Consider the following 19,059-nt stretch of genomic DNA (forward strand, 5'->3'; position numbering starts at 1 on the left):
CTGCGCGCGTCAATCGCGCGGCACGGTCACCCCGACCACCGGACCCATGGCAAAGCCAAGATCCTTGCGCTTGATCACCGGGGCATAAAGCCGTGAAATATTGCCGTCGAAATAGAGCGCGTTGGGGATCTCTAGCGCGTCGCGAAAAAAGCTGCCAAATTCATGAAAGGTGACGGAATTGCGCGAGATCACGAACACTGCGCGGCTGCCGTCAGCACTGGTTCCGACACCGTTGCGAATATAGCGCGAAGTGCTGTCGATCAGGAAACGCGGGTGCAATTCACCGTTAATCACCAGCATCGGGCCGGATTGTGTCGCGTGCCGGCATTCGGGGGCTTCATCAACAAAGGCCAATGTCTCGAACACATCGGCGCGGTCATCTCTGATGCAAAAGACGCCATTGGGCAGCAACCCGAAATTGCCCGGCCCCGAATCGGAAATCACGCGCATTTCCTCGTTGCCGTTTTCGACATATAAGCCGACCGGCGCGCGGTCGCTGTGATACATGCCCGCATTCATTGCGAACGCAAGCTTGCGCCCCTCAACGGCCAGCGCTGTTTCGATGGTCGAGAACTGTCCTAGAACAGTGCCCGAATCGTCGCGTAAAAACAGCCGCAAATCGGCGTTTTCCGCGTCCACAATACAGACTGCATAGCCATTGCCCGCATATTCATGATTCTGACAGTGGACCGGGTCGCCAGCGGCGGCGGTCGCCAGCAAAAGCAATAGCGCGGCGACCCCCGCTCGGATCATTTCTCCAGATCGCGGCGGACCGCCTCCTGATTCAGCAATCGGCGGGTCTCGTCCATCTGGTCAAAGGTCTTGTCCAGACGAAAACGCAAGTCGGGCGCAAATTTCAGCGCCAATTGCTTGGCAACTGCGCGGCGCAATTCGTTCTTGTTATCAGCGAGCAGACGCACAACGCTATCTTGACCTTCTCCGCCTAACGGCAGGACATAGGCAGTCGCCACACGCAGATCGGGCGAAACCCGCACTTCGCCCACGGTGATCGACATGCGGCTTAGGTCAGCATCGTGGAGGTCGCCGCGCGCCAGTACATCTGACAGCGTGCGCCGGATCAGTTCGCCCACCCGCAGCTGACGCTGCGTCGGGCCGGGTCCATCATGGAATTTGTTCTTGGCCATGGCGCTGACTTAGGCGTTAACAGAGGTTTTGCCAAGCGGGCATTGATTGGATACTCAGCAACCATCTGTGAGGAAAGGGCGTAACATGACACAACTGCCGGGAATCGTTATCACCGGGGCATCGGGTCGCATGGGCCAGATGCTGATCCGCACCGTTGCGGGCAGCGCAAAGGCCCGGCTTGTGGGCGCGGTCGAGCGCACCGGCCACAGCTGGATCGGTCAGGATGTCGGGGTTGCGATGGGCGGTGCAGAACTGGGTGTATCGGTGACCGCAGACGCAGCGGACGCGTTTTCAAAGGCGCAGGCAGTGATTGATTTCACCGCCCCCGAGGCGACACTGGACTTCGCCGCCTACGCTGCGCAAGCGGGTATCGTGCACGTGATCGGGACGACGGGGTTCAGTGACTCGCAATTGGAAGCGTTAAAACCTGCAGCGCAGGCCGCGGTGATCGTGCGCGCCGGTAACATGAGCCTTGGCGTGAATCTGTTGACTCAACTGACCCGCAAGGTTGCGGCGGCGCTGGACGAGGATTTTGATATCGAGGTGGTCGAATCGCATCACAATCAAAAGGTTGATGCGCCATCGGGCACCGCGCTGATGCTGGGGCAGGCCGCTGCCGACGGGCGTGGCGTTGCGCTGGCGGATGTATCGGATCGCGGCCGCGATGGCATTACAGGAGCGCGCAAGCGCGGCGACATCGGATTCGCGGTGATCAGAGGCGGCGATATCGTGGGCGAACATGATGTGATGTTTGCCGCCGCTGGCGAGCGTATCATCTTGCGGCATATTGCCACCGACCGGTTAGTCTTTGCCCGCGGCGCGCTGAAGGCGGCGGTGTGGGGGCAGGGTAAGACCCCCGGCGAATATGACATGATCGATGTGCTGGGGCTGTAGCAAGGCACAGTCAGGTTTTGGGGCGGCGCAAACCAGCGCGTCGCCCATCAAGGGCACCCTTGTCTTGAACAGCGATCCGCATGGGCGGAGTGCTGTTTGCAGAGATAGAGGGCAGTCCGCTGCCAAAAAAGCCGGCGGACTACCGTGACCTTACCCGCAGACAATTGATTCGGTCCCGATGGCCGCATGAGACATTGTGGCCGCGCGTGCCTGCACTTGCCCGTAGCCCGTTCGAAGCGGCCATCGTTTCAGCAGTTCCATCTCCTTATTACCGGATGGTCGTCCTCATCGGCCTTCGATCTGGCGCCGGTCTCGGTCACGCCGCAGGGGCGCGCGAGGACGCGGTCAGGCGACGCTTACGCTTGCGGCACTTTCGGGCAGTTCCTCGTCGAAACAGCGCTGATAGAACTCGGCCACGGTCTGGCGCTCCAGTTCGTCGCATTTGTTCAGGAAGGACAGACGGAACGCGTAACCGACATTGCGAAAGATCGCGGCGTTCTGCGCCCAGGTGATGACGGTCCGCGGGCTCATTACCGTGGACAGGTCGCCATTCATGAAAGCTGTACGTGTCAGGTCGGCGACCGTAACCATCTGGCTGACGATCTGACGGCCCTTTTCGGTGTTGTAATGCGGAGATTTGGCCAGAACGATCGCGGTTTCACCGTCATGGGACAGGTAGTTCAGTGTCGCGACAAGGCTCCAGCGGTCCATCTGGGCTTGGTTGATCTGTTGCGTCCCGTGGTAAAGGCCCGTGGTGTCGCCCAGACCCACGGTGTTGGCGGTCGCAAACAGGCGGAAGTAAGGGTTGGGCGTGATGATCTCGTTCTGATCCAGAAGCGTGAGCTTGCCATCATGCTCCAGAACCCGCTGGATCACGAACATCACGTCGGCCCGGCCAGCATCATATTCGTCGAATACGATGGCGGTTGGGTTACGCAGTGCCCAAGGCAGGATTCCCTCGTGGAACTCAGTCACCTGTTTGCCATCGCGCAGCTTGATCGCATCTTTTCCGATCAGGTCGATCCGGCTGATATGGCTGTCGAGGTTCACCCGGACTGTCGGCCAGTTCAGCCGCGCTGCGACCTGTTCGATGTGGGTGGACTTGCCGGTGCCGTGATAGCCTTGGATCATCACCCGTCGATTGTATGCGAATCCGGCCAGAATTGCCAAAGTGGTGTCGGGGTCAAATTTGTAGGTGCTGTCGATCTCTGGCACCCGCTCCGTGCGCTCGGCAAATCCTTTGACGCGCATCGACGTGTCGATTCCGAACACCTCCGAGACCGAGATTTCCTCGGTTGGTTTCGCGTTGATGTCGATCATGCCATCAGCCATGGGCTGCATCCCTTTCGTACTGTACGCTGCGCGGCGCGCTATAATTGCCTCGTCGTGCAACAATTGCTGCCCAAGGGCAAGAGATCAGTCCTTGAAATTTCGACTGGCCTTCAGCTGATCCCAAGCCCAGACTACCAGTTGCAGCTGTTCTTCCTGACTGCGGTCGCCGCCGTTCATGTCAGGATGCAGCACCTTGATCAACGCCTTATAGGCGCGGCGTAGGTCGGCTTTAGTCCAATTGTCCTTGGCCTCAAGAATTTCGATCGCGCGCCGTTCGGTCGGGGGCAGGCGGCGCCCACTGGCCGCACCCGGTCTCCGACCGGGATTGCGTGTGGCATTTTCGCCTAGAACCTGATGCGGGTCTTCGATTCCCAAACGGGCCCAAGCCCGTGCCTCAGGGTCGCCCATGGGCCGGGTGGTGCGTTCCCACACTTTGTCGCTGGTTTGTTGGGCGTTGATTTCAGCCTCGGTGGTGCCATCGAAAAAGTTCCACTTGAGGTTGTATTCCCGGACGTGTTTCTGGCAGAACCAAAAATAGTCGTCCAGTACATCCGGTGCCTTGGGGGCGCGATAGCGGCCCGGCTCCACGCAGCCCTCGGCTTCGCATTGACGTACCGATGTTTCAGATTCACCCGACATGCCCCGTCGGCCGCGGGGGTTCTTTTTTTTGGCGGATGACACTGACATGTCAAATCCGAACGGGTCTGGTTTTGTCACGGCCTGCTCCTTATTGGACACGTCTTTAAGATTCGGATCACACAGTCTAAGCTAAAGAACGTAAGTTAACAGAGGGTAGGGCAGATATATTGACGCACTCTAATCCGACAAGCGTAACCACGCAGATCCGCCAGCGCCTGGAGCACGCCTTTGCGCCCCATGTGCTGGACGTGGTTGACGACAGCGAAAGTCATCGGGGTCATGCGGGATTTCGTGAAGGTGGCGAAAGCCATTTCAACGTTCGCATTCGTGCTGGCATCTTTGAAGGTCAGTCACGCATTGCGCGCCATCGTGCGGTGCATGACGCCCTTGGTGCGGATCTGATTTCACAAATCCACGCGCTATCACTGGATATAGGCACTTAGCTGTCCTGTTTTTTCGCGGGCGCAGCGATCACAGGATCCTTGCGCCCATCAGCGAGCGGAGGTGATCCGCCGCTTCGCTCTGGGGTGTTAAGGGTTGGTGCCCCTGCGGCGGCGGGCCCTTCGAGTTTGCGGGGCTGGAATTGCGCCGCGTCGCCTTCTTGGGGGCGGCGGAATATCAGCAGGCTGCGCATGTTAACGCTCGAGCCAGTAAAGCCGCTGCGTTCCGTGCTGGGCAGGGTCTCCGCGCGCTGGAATTCCCAGCCCGCTGCTGCCATCTCATTGAGCGCAGCCTCGATGGATCGCGCGAAACGTCCTTCGGGCGTTTTCACGCTGCGCGTCTTCTCGCCCCGGTCAGGGGCAGGTATGACCTTGTATTCGTACATTCTATAAGCCCTGCGGGAGCGTCATGTCATTGATGTTATTGTGTTCTCTGGGGGTGTCTGCCTACCGATATGGTCACGCGTATAGTTTTTGCAATACGGGTTCCTAAATTCACCCGTCGGTAGCGATTTTACGCTTGAGACCGATCGGGCGGCCCGCCGACGCTGGTATGCCCAAGGGTTCATGTGCCGTTTTCATGGCGGCAAGCCGTTGGTGGATGTCGGGCGGAAAGGGGGCGACCTTGGGTCCAGACTGGTCGATATGCAGGCCCAGAGCTTCACCGGTGGCGGCCAGCCAACCGTCCTCGTGATAAAGCTCCTGCCAAGTGTGGAATTTGCTATTGTCATGGTCGAGCAGGCGCAGATGCACCCGCACCCGGTCGCCCTCGTGCAGTTCGCGGCGATACCGGATCTGAAACGCGCCGGTATAGGTGGTGAATCCGCTGGTCGCGGCATATTCGGCACCAAAGCCGAGATAGGCATAGGCTTCGTCGGCGCAGCGGTCGAACAGCAACGTATAATAAGCCATATTCATATGGCCGTTATAGTCGATCCATTCGGGCTGGACGGTCATCACGCTAGAGATGAACGGGGCGGGAATAGTCATCAAACTCTCCGTCACTCGGCCAGCTTTTGCGAAACCAATTGGTTGACCACTTTCGGGTTGGCCTTGCCGCCGGTCGCTTTCATCACCTGTCCGACGAACCAGCCGGCAAGTCTCGGATTGTCCTTGGCCTTTGCGACCTGTGCCGGATTTTCGGCGATGATCTTGTCGACTGCGGCTTCGATCGCGCCGGTGTCAGTGACCTGTTTCATGCCGCGATCAACCACGATCTGCGCCGGGTCGCCGCCATCAGTGTAGACGATTTCAAACAGATCCTTGGCAATCTTGCCGGAAATATCGCCTTTCTGGATCAGGTCGATAATGCCGCCCAATTGGGCCGGCGACACCGGGCTTTCAGCGATTGGATGGCTCTCTTTTCTAAGCCTCCCGAACAGTTCGTTGATGACCCAATTCGCCGCCATCTTACCATCGCGCCCCTTAGCGACGGCCTCGAAATAGGCGGCGGATTCGACATCGGCGGTCAACACGCTGGCATCATATTCGGTCAGCCCGTAATCGCCCATGAAGCGGGCCTTTTTTGCGTCCGGCAGTTCGGGCAGGCTGGCTTTGATCTCGTCCACCCAAGCCTGTTCAAGCTCCAACGGCAGCAGGTCGGGATCAGGGAAATAACGGTAATCGTGCGCCTCTTCCTTTGAGCGCATCGACCGAGTTTCGCCCTTGTCAGGGTCAAACAGGCGGGTTTCCTGCTCAACTTCGCCGCCGGCTTCGACGATGGCAATCTGCCGACGGGCCTCGACTTCGATCGCTTGCTGGATGAACCGCATCGAGTTCATGTTCTTGATTTCACACCGCGTGCCCAGATGGCTGAAATCTTGGGTTTCTTGATATTTCTCGTATGCGCCGGGCCGGCAGATCGACAGGTTCACATCGGCGCGCAAGCTGCCGCTTTGCATGTTCCCATCACAGGTGCCCAGATAGCGCATGATCTGGCGCAGTTTGGTGACAAAAGCTGCGGCCTCTTCGGGGCCGCGGATGTCGGGGCGGCTGACGATCTCCATCAGGGCCACGCCGGTTCGGTTCAGATCGACGAATGACATGTTCGGATCCATGTCATGGATCGACTTGCCAGCGTCCTGTTCGATGTGAATCCGCTCGATCCGCACCAGACGGGCGACGCCGGGGGCGATGTCCACCAGCACTTCGCCTTCGCCCACGATCGGGTGGTAAAGCTGGGAGATCTGATAGCCCTGCGGCAGGTCGGGATAGAAGTAATTCTTGCGATCGAAAGCCGACCACAGGTTGATCTGCGCGTTCAGCCCAAGCCCGGTGCGCACAGCCTGCTCGACACAGTATTCATTGATCACCGGCAGCATGCCGGGCATGGCCGCATCGATGAAAGACACGTTCGAATTTGGCTCGGCGCCGAACTCGGTTGAAGCACCGGAAAATAGTTTCGCCTTGGATGAAATCTGCGCATGCACCTCGAGCCCGATGACCAGTTCCCAGTCATGTTTTGCTCCGGCTATGGTTTTGGGCTTTGGGGCTTCGTAGGTCAGATCCAGCATGGGCGAGTGCCTTTTTCATCCGTAAAGGGGGTTGGGCGCGTTCTACGGCAGCGCGCCCAGCGGGGCAAGTGGGCGTGGCGACTCAGGCCGCCGCCTTGATCCGGGTAATCATCTCGGTGACATCACCCGACAAATCCGGGGTGGCCGCGATCCGGTCTAGCTGTGCGCCGATCAGCGCCTGTCGGCTGGCGTCATAGCGCCGCCAGGTCTGAAACGCGGTACACATACGCGCGGTGGTTTGCGGGTTCACCGGATCAAGCCGGATCAACCAGTCGGCCAGCAGTTCATAGCCTGACCCGTCGGCGGCGTGGAACCCTGCGTGATTGCCCGTAAGCGCCCCTAGCGTGGCCCGAAACCGGTTCGGGTTCTTCCAGTTGAAATCGGGGTGTTTGGTCAGGGCCCTTGTGACCGCCACGGCGCGGTCAGGCGTAGCCCGCGTAATCTGCAGTGCAAACCATTTGTCGATCACCAACCGGTCATCCTGCCATTGGTCATAGAATGCGCCCAGTTCGAGTGCGCCCTTATCGACCTCTAGCAGGCAAGACAGCGCGCCGAGCTGCAGGGTCATATTGTCTGCTTGCGCGTATTGCATGGCAGCGAGGCTGCCGTCATCCAGCCGGGACATTAGCGCCAGAGCCGCGCCATAAAGTGCCCGCTTGCCGGACTGCACGGCATCCGGCTTATACTCTTGCCGCACGATGTTGGCATCCAGGATGGTGGGCAGGTTTTCGCGCAGCTGCTCAGCCATCGCCTGTTTCAGCGACTGGACGGCATCGTAAATCGCAGCCGGGTCCGGGGTGAGGCCGCGATCGGACATGAACAGCGCCAGTTCTGATTGCGTCGGCAATTCCAGCATCAGCGCACGATAGGCGGGGTCCAGCGCCTTGTCGCGCAGAACACTCCGAATGCCGTCAAGATATCTGGTATCCGGCGCGCTGCCCTTTGTGGCCATGGCACAAAGTGTTTCACGGGCCAGCGCGCGACCTGCCTCCCAGCGATTGAACGGATCAGTGTCATGGGCCAGCAGGAAGGCGCGCTCGTCGTTGTTGCTGTCACGTTCCAGGATCACGGGGGCCGAGAAATCGCGAAGGATCGAGGGGATGGGCCTGCTGGCCAGCCCCTCGAAAGTGAAGCTCTGCGTCGCCTCGGTCATCTCCAGCGTTTGCGTCTCCAGCACTTCGTCGCCATTGGCATTCAACAGACCCACATCGATAGGAATGACCTGCGGCTGGGGGTCGGGACTATAGCTTCCTGGCGGAGTATGTTGGGTGAAAGTCAGCGTGTAGCTACCTGATCCATAAGTCTCTTTGACAGACAGGCGCGGCGTGCCGGCCTGTGAGTACCAGCGTTTGAACTGGGTTAGGTCGCGCTCGGTTATGTCTTCGAACACAGCTAGCCAATCCTCGATGGTGATGGCCTGACCATCATACCGGGCGAAATACAGTTCCAGCGCTTCTGCATAAGCACTGTCACCGACAAGACGTTTAAGCATGCCGATTACCTCGGCACCCTTTTCATAGACCGTGGCGGTATAGAAGTTGTTGATTTCCTGAAAACTCTCAGGCCGAACCGGATGGGACAGAGGGCCATCATCCTCAGGGAACTGGCGCGTACGCAGGTCGATCACATCGCTGATCCGTTTGACCGGTGCGCTGCGTATATCGGCGGTGAACTGAGCATCGCGAAACACCGTGAGTCCCTCTTTGAGGCATAGCTGGAACCAATCGCGACAAGTGATCCGATTGCCGGTCCAATTGTGAAAATACTCATGTGCGATAATGCTTTCGATCCGCTCAAAGTTGGCGTCGGTACTGGTTTCCGGGCTGGCGAGAACAGCCGAAGAGTTGAAGATGTTCAGCCCCTTGTTCTCCATCGCGCCCATGTTGAAATCATCGACGGCGACGATGTTGAACACGTCCAGATCGTATTCGCGCCCGTAAACCTGTTCGTCCCACTGCATCGCCCGTTTCAACGCACTCATGCCAAAAGCGCATTTGCCCTCGTCACCGGGACGCACCCATAAATTCAGATCGACTTTGTTGCCGCTGGCAGTCATAAACCAATCAGAGTGAGCCACGAGATCGCCTGCGACCAGCGCGAATAGATAGGAGGGTTTGGGCCACGGATCATGCCAGATCGCGTGGCCGGTGCCGACCGTCTGCGGATTGCCGTTGGACAGCAACACCGGGTGCGGGCCTTTGATCTCAACCGTGAAAACCGCCATGACGTCGGGGCGGTCAGGGTAATAGGTGATCTTGCGGAATCCCTCAGCCTCGCACTGGGTGCAATACATCCCGTTCGAGACGTATAAACCCTCTAGCGCGGTATTGTTCGTTGGGTCGATCTCGACCTCGGCCTCCCAGATAAAGCTGCCCTCGGGCACTGGGCAGCTCAGGCCTTCATCACTTATGTCCGGTTGAATGTCCTGCCCATCGATACGCGCATTGATGAGCGTAAGATCCTTGCCATGCAGAAAGAACTGTTGAGCGGGCGCGTCGGGGTTGGGGCGAAATGCGATGCGGCTGATGACGCGAGTTGCATGTGCAGCCAGATCAAAGGTCAGATGGACGCTGTCGATCAGCCAGCCAAAGGGCGTGTAGTCCGACAAAAAAATAGTCTGTGGTGTCGAATCTTTCATTGGCCTTCTCCAGCAATGGAACCATTGGTGCTGGCCGACGTTAAGTCCGCAGCAATCCGGGTGCAACCTGTGTGCATCGGGTTGTGAGACGGTCAAGGAAGGTGAGTATGTCGGCGCCGAAGACAGATATCGAGAAACAAACCCGTCGCCATCGCGCAGCGCTGATCGGGATGTGGGTGGCGGTCGGTCTGGCGCTTGGGTTGTTCGTGATCTGGCTGGTCTGGGTTTTTGCCTATCCTGCGCCGGAAACCGATGCTCGGGCCATTGAGGCACAGGGCGAGGCAGAAATCACCGCACCAGCCGAACCGGTCACGCCTGAAAGCAAGGCAGACCCGGCCCCTGCGGAACAGTAAGGAAACACCGAGATAGTAACCAGTACCTTTTTAACCAGTATATTAACCAGTACCTGTTTAACCAGTGAAGGGTCATGCAATTTACTTGCATGACCCTTTAACTTTCGAGCGGGCAGGTTTGTGAGCTCCCAGTGATCAGGCAAGCAGTTGTTCAGCGATGTCGTAACTGAGGAGTTTATTTGCGCGCTCAAACCGCTTATCTATGAAGCAGTATTGCACAGGATCCTGTTTTCATGCGTCCGATTGTCGGCATCATCAGCAACTCTTACCTTGTAAACGACGAATACCCGGCCCACGCAGGGGGCACCATGAACTCCGAAGCTGTGGCCTGTGTCTCGGGCTGCCTGCCGCTGTTGATCCCGGCCGATCCACGATTTGTTTCCATAGACGAATTGCTGCAGACATGTGACGGCTTTCTGCTGACCGGCGGGCGGCCTAATGTGCATCCCGAGGAATATGGCGAAGCCGAAACCAGCGCCCATGGTGATTTCGATCGGGCGCGCGATTCGATTACTTTGCCGCTGGTCCGGGCCTGTGTGGCACGCGGGCAGCCGTTCTTCGCGATCTGCCGGGGCTTTCAGGAACTGAACGTGGCCATGGGCGGAACGCTGCATCCCGAAATTCGCGATCTGCCAGGTCGTAACAACCACCGCATGCCGCCCGATGGCACGCTAGAAGAGAAATTTGCCTTGCGCCACAGAGTGACGTTGACCGAGGGCGGGCTTTTTAATCGCCTCCTCGGCCAGACCGAGATAATAACCAACACGCTGCACGGGCAGGGCATCAAGACCGCGGGAGAGCGTATCGTGATCGATGGTCAGGCTTGCGATGGCACCCCCGAGGCAATTTATGTCGAAGGCGCCAAGGGCTTCGCATTGGGCGTTCAATGGCATCCCGAGTGGAACGCCGCAAACGATCCGGTATCGCGGCCGCTGTTCGCCGCCTTTGGCGAGGCCGTGCGCCAATGGGCCGCGGGCAAACCTGCAGAAGCGGCGAAAAAAATCGCTTAAAATAAGTGACTTGTGCGTGTTTCTTATAGTTATGCGCGAATGTGGTCCACCGTATTTATATTGACTTGGCGGTGATCCTAACGCATGTCGAGACGGGGACATTTATAATGTGCGACCATTTTACCTCCGATCCGCATGTATGCGCCCATGCCAAGGAGACGACGTCAATGAGCAGGGTTGGACATGCAATGGGCGTGCTTTGAAAATTATTCTATACCGGGGTCGAGTGGTTTTGAGGTGTGGCAGTGAAGTGGATTGATCTGCCGCCTATCTGGCTGATTTGTTTCAGTATCATGGCAGGCGTTCAGGTAAAATTCTATCCGCTTGGCCTGAGCTTCGGAGGTCATTGGGCGGATTTTGTCGGGGGAATATTAATCGGGGGCGGCATATTGCTGATACTACTGGCGGTTTCCGAATTCCGTCGACATCGCACCACGATAATGCCGCATCGCACCCCGGAGACGTTGATACAGTCCGGTATTTTCAGCCGAACACGCAACCCTGTGTATCTGGGCGATGTGATGGTTCTGGCAGGTTTGATCATTGTTTTCGACGCCGTCCTGTCCTTGCCCCTGATCCCGCTCTTTGTCTGGGTGCTGGAGCGCCGCTTCGTCCTGCCGGAAGAAGATCGGATGCGCCGAGAGTTTCGCCTTGATTGGGCGCGCTATGCCCACAAAACGCGCCGCTGGCTATGATCCGCACATTCACAGTCGGTGTGTCGTGGTATACAATATACTTGACGCTTGTGATCTATGGAACTGCGCGATAGGAACAGCTTTAATGATACATTCATTATCAACGATACATTCATCTGCCATGTGTTTAAGAGGCTTCAATAGGGGGGCGAATAGGTGAAGATAGGCACACCAAAAGAAATATTCGAAGGTGAGGCGCGCGTCGCCATGACACCGGAAAGCGCAACGGCGCTGCAAAAATTGGGTCATCAGTGCATCATCGAAGCCGGCGCTGGCGTGGCGGCTGGTTTCTCGGACCAGCTATATGAAGCGGCCGGTGTCGAGATTGCCCCAACCGCTGAGGCGCTGTTCGAGTCCGCCGATGTCGTGACCAAAGTACGCCCGCCCACCGAGGCCGAGGTTGAGCGTTTGCAAAAGGGGCAGACGTTGATCTCGATGTTCTACCCTGCAGCCAACGAAAACCTGATGAAGCAGGCAGCCGAACGTGGTGCAACCGTGGTTGCCATGGATATGGTGCCGCGTATTTCCCGCGCCCAGAAAATGGACGCGCTGTCGTCCATGGCCAATATCGCAGGCTATCGCGCGGTGATTGAGGCCGGCAATAATTTCGGCCGTTTCTTCACCGGTCAGGTAACAGCGGCGGGCAAGGTGCCCCCGGCCAAGGTGCTGGTGGTGGGTGCAGGTGTTGCCGGTCTGGCAGCGATCGGCACCGCGACCAGCCTCGGCGCGATCACCTACGCCTTCGATGTGCGTCCGGAAGTGGCCGAACAAGTGGAATCGATGGGCGCCGAGTTCGTCTATCTGGATTTCGAGGAAGAACAGCAGGACGGTTCGGGCACCGGTGGCTATGCTGCGCCCTCATCCCCCGAATTTCGCGAGGCGCAGCTGGCCAAGTTCCGTGAACTTGCGCCGGATATCGACATCGTGATCACCACCGCACTGATCCCCAACCGCGAAGCGCCGGAACTCTGGACCGAGGACATGGTGCAGGCGATGAAGCCCGGCAGCGTGATTGTCGATTTGGCAGCCGAGCGGGGCGGTAACTGTAAGTTGACCGTGATGGACGAAAAGATCGTCAGCGAAAACGGCGTGACGATTATTGGCTATACCGATTTTGCGAGCCGAATGGCGACGCAGTCCAGCACGCTTTATGCCAACAATATTCGCCACATGCTGGCCGATCTTACACCTGAAAAAGACGGTAGTATCGTTCACGACATGGAAGACGACGTGATCCGTGGCGCAACGATCACCCATGACGACGCGGTAACGTTCCCGCCGCCACCGCCCAAGGTGCAGGCGATCGCCGCGGCACCGAAAAAACCGGCGGCCCGCGAACTGACCGCTGAAGAGAAACGCGCAAAAGAGGTTGCGGCGTTCAAAGAGGCAACCAAACAGCAGGCGATCATGCTGGGCATTGGCGCTGCGGCGATGCTGTTCATCGGCGCCATCGCGCCGGCCAGCTTCCTGCAGCATTTCATCGTCTTCGTGCTGGCGGTCTTTGTTGGCTACCAAGTGATTTGGGGGGTGGCCCATTCGCTGCACACGCCGTTGATGGCGGTGACCAACGCGATTTCGTCAATCATCATCCTCGGCGCGCTGATGCAGGTCGGGTCGGGTTCGTGGCTGGTGATTCTGCTTGCCGCGATATCGGTATTTATGGCCGGAATAAACATCTTCGGCGGTTTCCTCGTGACACGGCGCATGCTCGCCATGTTCCAGAAGAGCTAAAGGGAGCAGGGCAATGGAATTTGGATTCACAACTGCGGCCTATGTGGTCGCCGCCGTTCTCTTCATCCTGTCGTTGGGTGGGTTGAACAATCAGGAAAGCGCAAAACGTGCGGTCTGGTATGGCATTGTCGGCATGGCGCTTGCCATCATCGCCACATTGTTCGGCCCCGGATCTGGGCTTTGGGCACTTTCGCTTGTGCTGATCGCGGCCGGGGGTGTCTTGGGCTGGTATGTCGCCGTGCGCGTGCAGATGACCGAGATGCCCCAACTTATCGCTGCAATGCACAGTCTCGTCGGTCTGGCCGCGGTCTTCGTGGGCTTTAATACCCATGTCGAGATCGGTCGCGTGGCGGCCGCTTTTGCCGCTGCCGACGTGCCTTTCCCGCTGGCCGAAGGGGGTGCGCATCTGGTCAACGCCGCAGCGGCGGCACTGACCGATGGCTTCCACGGCTTCGCGGCCGTTGTCAGTGAAAAGACCACAGCCGAAATTTCGGTCCTGCGGATCGAGCTGTTCCTCGGTATCTTCATTGGGGCGATTACGTTCACCGGCTCGATTGTCGCCTATGGCAAGTTGGCGGGCAAGGTGAGCAGTGCCGCGACCAAATTGCCGGGAGGCCACGGGCTGAATGCTGGTGCGGCGGCGATCTCGCTGCTCTGCCTGATCTGGTATTTCAACACTGGCGGGTTCCTGCCGATCTTTGTGATGACGCTGGCTGCGTTGTTTATTGGCTATCACCTGATCATGGGCATCGGCGGCGCAGACATGCCGGTCGTCGTGTCGATGCTGAACTCTTATTCCGGTTGGGCCGCGGCCGCGATCGGGTTCAGCCTGGGCAATGACCTGCTGATTGTGGTTGGTGCGCTGGTGGGGTCCTCGGGTGCGATCCTGAGCTACATCATGTGTAAAGCGATGAACCGCCAGTTCGTCAGCGTGATACTCGGCGGATTTGGCGGCAGTTCCGGCCCCGCCGCCGAGATCGAAGGCGAAATGGTGGCGATCGATGGCGATGGGGTTGCACAGGCTCTGAACGATGCTGACAGCGTGGTAATCGTACCGGGCTATGGCATGGCGGTGGCGCAGGCGCAGAACACGGTCAGCGAGTTGACCAACAAGCTGCGCGCCAAGGGTAAGGAAGTGCGTTTTGCAATCCATCCCGTCGCGGGCCGTCTGCCGGGCCACATGAACGTGCTGCTGGCCGAGGCCAAGGTGCCCTATGACATCGTGCTGGAGATGGATGAGATCAACGACGATTTCCCCGAAACTGATGTGGTGATCGTGATCGGCTCGAACGACATCGTTAACCCAGCAGCGCAGGACGATCCCAACAGCCCCATCGCCGGGATGCCGGTACTGGAAGTCTGGAAAGCCAAGCAGGTGTTCGTTTCAAAGCGTGGGCAGGGGACCGGATATTCCGGCATCGAAAACCCGCTGTTCTTCAAGGACAATACGCGGATGCTTTATGGCGATGCCAAGGATAGCCTGAGCGCGCTGCTGCCATTGGTCGACTGATATCGGTAGCATTAAAAAAAACAGCCCTGCCGGATTTTTCTGGCGGGGCTTTTTTCTTTCCGGCTTTCAGGCCTCGCCCAGTCGCAATGTCTCGCACAAGAGATCCACGACGGCGTCCAGTTCCTCGGAACGTGCGGCGGTGAACTCACGCGCGGCGTCGCGGGCACTCTCCAAAGCGGCAGGATCATCCAGCCATTGCCGGATCGTCCCGGCGAGCGACGACGCATCTTCAACGAAGGTTGCAGCGCCGCAAGCGGTCATAGCGCTATAGGTTTCGGAGAAGTTATTTACATTTGGGCCGCTGGCCACCGCCGCTCCGGCTTGCGCCGGCTCGAACGGGTTGTGCCCGCCAATCGGCCGCAGCGACCCTCCCAAAAATACGCGCGGACAGAGCGCGTAGAACGTTCCCGTCTCGCCCAGCGTGTCGGCCAGATAAACCTGCGTACCACGATCCGGCAGCGCACCTTGGCTGCGGCGCCTGCAGGTCAGGCCGGCCTCGGCAATCAGCGCTGCAACCGCGTCGCCCCGCTCCGGGTGACGGGGCATCAGCATCAGGCAAAGCTGCGGATAGTCGCGCAGCAGCATACGGTGCGCCGCCAGCACGGTTTCTTCTTCGCCTGCATGTGTCGAGCTGGCCAACCAATGCTTCCGTCCGCTCAAAGCGTTTTGCAATGCAGTCAAATCATCGGCGGTGACGGGCAGGGGGGCTGACATCGCCTTGAGATTGGTGCCCACGCGGAGCCGTTCTGGATTGGCACCCATGGCCCGCAAATTTCCGGCGGTCTCGCGATTCTGGGTCAGTATCAGCGAGAACTGGTCCAATATGAACCGGGCCGTACGTGGACGCTTGCGCCAGCCTGTGACCGATTTTTGCGACAGGCGCGCGTTTAAAAGCGCCAGCGGAATACCGCGTCCAGAGGCTGTCGTCAGTATCACTGGCCATAACTCGCTCTCCACAAACACCCCTGCATCGGGTTGCCAGTGGCTCAGGAACCGGCCGACCGGTCCGGGTGCATCAAGCGGCGCGAATTGGTGCAGGCAGCGCGCTGGCAGGCGCTGCGCGATCAGTCGGGCCGAGGTCGCGGTGCCCGAGGTGATGAGAAAATGTACATCCTCTAGCCGTTCGCCCATCCGCGCGATCAGGGTCAATACCGACAGGCTTTCACCGACGCTGGCGGCATGAAACCAGATCACGCGGCCCAGCGGACGGGGCTGGCTGGCATTGCCCAATCGCTCGTGCATACGAAGGGGCGAGACGTCGTGCTGGCGCAGCTTGCGCGACACCATCTGCCATGCCAGCGGCGCAAGCATTCCGGTGGCCGCGCGGTAGACTCGGAACAGCGGCGTTGGCCCGGAGCGGCCGGATGACATCAGCCGCCCGTATGGCTCATGTGGCGCGACATCTGCCCGTCGAGACGCTGGCGGGAATAGTCGAAATCGTGGCCCTTGGGCTTGTGTAGAATCGCATTGCGGATTGCGTCGTGCAGCGGCAGGTCACTGTCGGGATGTTCGCGCAGGGCAGGGCGCAGATCGGCCTTGTCCTCTTGACCGAGACACATGAACAGCTCCCCCGTGCAGGTCAGGCGCACACGGTTGCAGCTTTCGCAGAAATTGTGGCTGAGCGGTGTGATGAAGCCGATCTTCTGACCCGTTTCCTCCAGCCGCACATAGCGCGCCGGTCCGCCAGTCCGTTCGGCCAGATCGCTGACGGTATAGGCACTCTCGTATTGCGCCCGCACGTCTTTCAGCGACCAATATTGCCCGATGCGGTTCTCGTTGCCGATATCGCCCATCGGCATGACCTCGATCCAAGTCAGGTCCATGCCGCGCTCGGCGCACCATTCGGTGAGCTTGGGCAGTTCCTCTTCGTTGAAACCTTTGAGCGCAACCGTGTTTATCTTGACCCGCAGCCCGGCCTTCTGGGCCGCATCGATGCCGCGCAACACTTGCGGCAGGCGGCCCCAGCGGGTTACGTCGGCGAACTTGCCCTCGTCCAGTGTGTCAAGCGAGATATTGATCCGCCGTACCCCTGCCGCGGCCAAATCGTCGGCATACCGTTCCAGCTGCGAGCCGTTGGTGGTCAGCGTCAGCTCTTTCAGCGCGCCTCTTTCCAGATGGCGCGACATGTCGTTGAAAAAGGTCATGATTCCGCGCCGGACCAGCGGTTCGCCCCCGGTGATGCGCAGCTTTTCCACCCCTAGGTCAATGAACGCGCTGCACATGCGGTCGAGTTCCTCAAGCGTCAGCAGTTCTTTCTTGGGCAGAAAGGTCATGTTCTCCGACATGCAATAGACGCAGCGGAAATCACACCGGTCGGTGACGGAGACGCGCAGATAAGTGATCGCGCGCGCGAATGGATCAATCAATGGGGTATTCATGACGGAGATGGTAATGTTTCGCCCCGGCGGCGACAAGGGGGATGTGACAATTGAAACAGGGCAGTGTAATGTTTTCGCCATGAGGCTTTTACTCCTGCTTGCGCCGCTACTGCTGTTCGGCTGTGACACGTTGAATGATACTGTTGCTTCGTCAGCCCCTGCAGCCGAACCCAAGGCGGCAGGCAAGGTAGAAGCTGAGTCTGACAGAACCTTGCCCCTGAGCGGGGCTGAGTCCGGCACCGCACGGCGCACCGTGGCCAGTTTGGGCGATCCGGGACGGGCCGGCATGTGGCTGGAAACTCCGCTGGTGCAGAAGGAAACGCCGGGCCGCGTTCGCGTGGTTTCCAGCGGTGTCAGTGCCTCGGTCACACTGATCCCGATCAAGGGGGCCGCCACAGCAGGCAGCCGACTTTCGCTTGCTGCGATGCGTGGTTTAGATGCCCCATTGGGCGATCTCATCCAGTTGGAAGTCACCATCGGCAAATGACCCTGCAGCCAAGATCCAGCATTAACCTATTGTCGGGCATATACTTTGACCTAAGTCAGCAAAATTCGTGGTTTTCGCCCACGAAGTCGGCAATCAGGTTAGGGGCAACTATGCAGCGCTTGCCGTTGGGCAGGTTCTCTAGATTAGCGCGTTTTGGGAGCTGCAGATTTCGACGAGCGCCCGGTGGAGGATGGCAATGCCGGCGTCACGGGCGGCGGTTTGTCTGCGAGTGTTTTAGAGGCTGGTTTATGGAAGCCGGTGGCGAGCTGCACCAGCGCGCTCGCAATCAAGCCGATACTTCCAGCCATGCAGTACAGTAGTAAGGAAAACCGGACCGACGCTCCGAAGAGGAGTGCCGCGAAAAATGCGGTACCCCCTAGAATTATGCCGATCAGGATATTTCTCACCATTCGAGTACCTCGATGGGGAGCGTTATAAAGAAAGCCTATCGAAACCAGAGCTTTAGCTGGTTTCAGATATGGACACTTCTGGAAACGTTCCGCACCTATGATAGCGAACTGACAACGGTGAGAAAAGCACGCATGCACATTTCATCCTGCTTTTTTCCGCATTGACGATATTGCTTGTCCGTTACGAGTGCGACCACATCGCGCGCATGAGCGCAGGCGGACTGTGCGAGCACCCCTTGGGCGACCCGGGTGTGGGGGCGGAAAATGGTACCTTGTCGGCATGAAGATGGTAGCGGTAGCAACCCTTTATTAAATTGCAGCGAATGTTTCAAAAAAACTCGCTGTTTTCGCCGAAATCTGCTATGGTCAAAGAAACCACTTTGCGAAAACGATAGACGTCGTCACCGAAGGTCGGGATCAGCAGCCCTGTTGCGGAAAACCCTTTCACCAAGGTCTGGATCGGCCTGACTACCAATTATTTCCGAGCTATTTCGGCAGGTCGGTAGTGACGATAGAATTCGGGCGTTTCAAGGACGATTTGATTAACGGCTTCCGGAATTGGCAATGAAGTTTTTTCTTTGACAACCAGAGATAGCCCGATGGCGATCGCTGTTGGGTATATGCAACGAGTGGAGAGTGGACGTGTTCAAATCCGATGATTTCAGCGGGCCGTCCCTGGACGATCTGGTTTGGACCATTGAGGGCCCGACCGGGGTTGCTGGCTCGGTCGGGACGGATGCCAATGATGCCTATCTGGAACTGGTGACCCCAGACGGCAATTATGACGCCTGGCGGACCAATAATGGCGCGCGGGCGATGCAGGCGGTGTCGGACGAGGATTTCCAGGTCGAGACCCGGTTTCTGACCACCCCGAGCGAGCGGT

At 58.6% G+C, this 19,059-nt stretch carries 19 protein-coding genes; 9 read left to right on the forward strand and 10 right to left on the reverse strand.

Features of this window, described 5'->3' with window-relative positions; translation table 11 throughout:
* Positions 1–9 precede the first annotated feature (9 nt).
* Together JAO82_RS09505 and rbfA are read right to left on the reverse strand one after the other, a co-directional pair.
* Positions 10–753 (reverse strand): phosphodiester glycosidase family protein, encoded by a 744-nt coding sequence (locus JAO82_RS09505; RefSeq protein WP_198686135.1) that lies wholly within the window; start codon positions 751–753, stop codon positions 10–12.
* Positions 750–1,145 carry a 30S ribosome-binding factor RbfA gene (rbfA, locus tag JAO82_RS09510; protein WP_198686136.1) on the reverse strand — a complete coding sequence of 132 codons (396 nt, stop codon included), beginning with the start codon at positions 1,143–1,145 and terminating at the stop codon, positions 750–752. Before rbfA ends, JAO82_RS09505 begins: the two co-directional genes overlap by 4 nt.
* Before the next feature lie 85 nt (positions 1,146–1,230).
* Between rbfA and dapB the strand changes: the two genes are divergently transcribed.
* Positions 1,231–2,040 carry a 4-hydroxy-tetrahydrodipicolinate reductase gene (gene dapB, locus JAO82_RS09515; protein WP_198686137.1) on the forward strand — a complete coding sequence of 270 codons (810 nt, stop codon included), beginning with the start codon at positions 1,231–1,233 and terminating at the stop codon, positions 2,038–2,040.
* Positions 2,041–2,385: 345 nt separating this feature from the next.
* Here dapB and cobS read toward each other — a convergent pair whose 3' ends face one another.
* Positions 2,386–3,372, reverse strand: coding sequence for a cobaltochelatase subunit CobS (gene cobS / locus JAO82_RS09520; protein ID WP_198686138.1), 987 nt, complete (start codon positions 3,370–3,372; stop codon positions 2,386–2,388).
* Positions 3,373–3,456: 84 nt separating this feature from the next.
* Positions 3,457–4,089, reverse strand: coding sequence for a J domain-containing protein (locus JAO82_RS09525; protein ID WP_198686139.1), 633 nt, complete (start codon positions 4,087–4,089; stop codon positions 3,457–3,459).
* 89 nt (positions 4,090–4,178) lie between these two features.
* Here JAO82_RS09525 and JAO82_RS09530 point away from each other — a divergent pair, with 89 nt between their 5' ends.
* The gene (locus JAO82_RS09530) at positions 4,179–4,454 is read left to right on the forward strand and encodes a BolA family protein (RefSeq protein ID WP_198686140.1); all 276 of its coding nucleotides are present in this window, start codon (positions 4,179–4,181) and stop codon (positions 4,452–4,454) included.
* Here JAO82_RS09530 and JAO82_RS09535 read toward each other — a convergent pair.
* From JAO82_RS09535 to pepN, 4 genes are all read right to left on the reverse strand, one after another.
* Positions 4,451–4,837, reverse strand: coding sequence for a DUF4177 domain-containing protein (locus JAO82_RS09535; protein WP_198686141.1), 387 nt, complete (start codon positions 4,835–4,837; stop codon positions 4,451–4,453). The two genes, JAO82_RS09530 and JAO82_RS09535, sit on opposite strands and share 4 nt — an antisense overlap.
* Before the next feature lie 109 nt (positions 4,838–4,946).
* Positions 4,947–5,441, reverse strand: coding sequence for a thioesterase family protein (locus JAO82_RS09540; RefSeq protein ID WP_198686142.1), 495 nt, complete (start codon positions 5,439–5,441; stop codon positions 4,947–4,949).
* Between the two features lie 11 nt (positions 5,442–5,452).
* On the reverse strand, positions 5,453–6,964 hold the full coding sequence (gene gatB, locus JAO82_RS09545; RefSeq protein ID WP_198686143.1) for an Asp-tRNA(Asn)/Glu-tRNA(Gln) amidotransferase subunit GatB: 1,512 nt from the start codon (positions 6,962–6,964) through the stop codon (positions 5,453–5,455).
* 82 nt (positions 6,965–7,046) lie between these two features.
* Complete coding sequence (gene pepN, locus JAO82_RS09550) at positions 7,047–9,602, reverse strand: aminopeptidase N (RefSeq protein WP_198686144.1); 2,556 nt, start codon at positions 9,600–9,602, stop codon at positions 7,047–7,049.
* Between the two features lie 107 nt (positions 9,603–9,709).
* On the opposite strand from pepN, the gene JAO82_RS09555 reads away from it, so the two are divergent.
* The 5 genes from JAO82_RS09555 to JAO82_RS09575 all read left to right on the forward strand — a co-directional run bounded on the left by JAO82_RS09555 (position 9,710) and on the right by JAO82_RS09575 (position 14,901).
* The gene (locus JAO82_RS09555) at positions 9,710–9,955 is read left to right on the forward strand and encodes a hypothetical protein (RefSeq protein WP_198686145.1); all 246 of its coding nucleotides are present in this window, start codon (positions 9,710–9,712) and stop codon (positions 9,953–9,955) included.
* Positions 9,956–10,188: 233 nt separating this feature from the next.
* Positions 10,189–10,965: a gamma-glutamyl-gamma-aminobutyrate hydrolase family protein gene (locus JAO82_RS09560; protein ID WP_198686146.1), complete on the forward strand. Its 777-nt coding sequence runs from the start codon at positions 10,189–10,191 to the stop codon at positions 10,963–10,965.
* Positions 10,966–11,210: 245 nt separating this feature from the next.
* On the forward strand, positions 11,211–11,660 hold the full coding sequence (locus JAO82_RS09565; protein WP_198686147.1) for a methyltransferase family protein: 450 nt from the start codon (positions 11,211–11,213) through the stop codon (positions 11,658–11,660).
* 156 nt (positions 11,661–11,816) lie between these two features.
* The gene (locus tag JAO82_RS09570) at positions 11,817–13,391 is read left to right on the forward strand and encodes a Re/Si-specific NAD(P)(+) transhydrogenase subunit alpha (protein WP_198686148.1); all 1,575 of its coding nucleotides are present in this window, start codon (positions 11,817–11,819) and stop codon (positions 13,389–13,391) included.
* 13 nt (positions 13,392–13,404) lie between these two features.
* Positions 13,405–14,901 carry an NAD(P)(+) transhydrogenase (Re/Si-specific) subunit beta gene (locus tag JAO82_RS09575; RefSeq protein ID WP_198686149.1) on the forward strand — a complete coding sequence of 499 codons (1,497 nt, stop codon included), beginning with the start codon at positions 13,405–13,407 and terminating at the stop codon, positions 14,899–14,901.
* A gap of 66 nt (positions 14,902–14,967) precedes the next feature.
* On the opposite strand, the gene JAO82_RS09580 is transcribed toward JAO82_RS09575, so the two are convergent.
* Both JAO82_RS09580 and moaA read right to left on the reverse strand, forming a co-directional pair.
* The gene (locus tag JAO82_RS09580; protein WP_198686150.1) at positions 14,968–16,272 is read right to left on the reverse strand and encodes a 3-deoxy-D-manno-octulosonic acid transferase; all 1,305 of its coding nucleotides are present in this window, start codon (positions 16,270–16,272) and stop codon (positions 14,968–14,970) included.
* Entirely contained in the window at positions 16,272–17,279 is a 1,008-nt protein-coding gene (gene moaA / locus JAO82_RS09585; protein WP_198686151.1) for a GTP 3',8-cyclase MoaA, read from the reverse strand. The genes JAO82_RS09580 and moaA overlap by 1 nt, the downstream gene beginning before the upstream one ends.
* Here moaA and JAO82_RS09590 point away from each other — a divergent pair.
* Entirely contained in the window at positions 17,278–17,766 is a 489-nt protein-coding gene (locus JAO82_RS09590) for a hypothetical protein (RefSeq protein WP_198686152.1), read from the forward strand. The two genes, moaA and JAO82_RS09590, sit on opposite strands and share 2 nt — an antisense overlap.
* 1,052 nt (positions 17,767–18,818) lie before the next feature.
* Positions 18,819–19,059 (forward strand): hypothetical protein (locus tag JAO82_RS09595; RefSeq protein ID WP_198686153.1); only part of this gene is annotated, 241 nt, incomplete at its 3' end.

Origin of the sequence: Pontibaca salina, assembly GCF_016307205.1 — a bacterium.
In the GTDB taxonomy this organism is placed as follows: domain Bacteria; phylum Pseudomonadota; class Alphaproteobacteria; order Rhodobacterales; family Rhodobacteraceae; genus Pontibaca; species Pontibaca salina.